The sequence below is a fragment of the Bradyrhizobium sp. SHOUNA76 genome, from assembly GCF_023006445.1.
Lineage (GTDB): Bacteria > Pseudomonadota > Alphaproteobacteria > Rhizobiales > Xanthobacteraceae > Bradyrhizobium.
Genome location: NZ_JALBHA010001121.1, coordinates 1 through 529 on the forward strand (window position 1 = coordinate 1; position 529 = coordinate 529).

At 63.5% G+C, this 529-nt stretch carries 1 protein-coding gene; it reads right to left on the minus strand.

From position 1 onward, the window contains the following. On the minus strand, nt 1-529 hold a 529-nt coding region (locus tag MOV74_RS40075), incomplete at both ends, for an efflux RND transporter permease subunit (RefSeq protein WP_246933094.1).

Here is a 529-nt window from a genome sequence, read left to right on the forward strand (position 1 = left end):
CGCCAGACCATTCCAGCCCTCCTGCATCACCGCTGCGAGCATGATGGTGGGCTCACCCTGGTGCCTGATGATGTAGGTGGGAGGATCCTCGTAGCCGCGGCGGACCTCGGCGATGTCGGACAGCTTCAGCGTCCGCCCGGCGGCGACGATGGGCGTATCGGCGATCGCCTGGACGCTGTCATAGGCGCCGTCGACCCGGATGAAGACCTGCGGTCCCTTGGTGTCGATCGAGCCGGCGGGTGTCATCGTGTTCTGCCGCTGCAAGGCGGCAACGATATCCGTTGCCGACACACCGAGGGTTGCCAGCTTGGCATAGGAAAACTCGACAAAGATCTGCTCGGGACGTTCGCCGAGGATGTTGATCTTCTTGACGCCGGACACGTGCAGGAGGTCCTGACGGATGGTCTCGGCTTGCCTTGCGAGCTCGCGCATCGGCATGCCCTTGGCCTTGAGGGCATAAAGGGCGAAGCTCACGTCGGAATATTCGTCATTGACGAAGGGGCCGAGCACGCCGGAGGGCAGCTTGCGC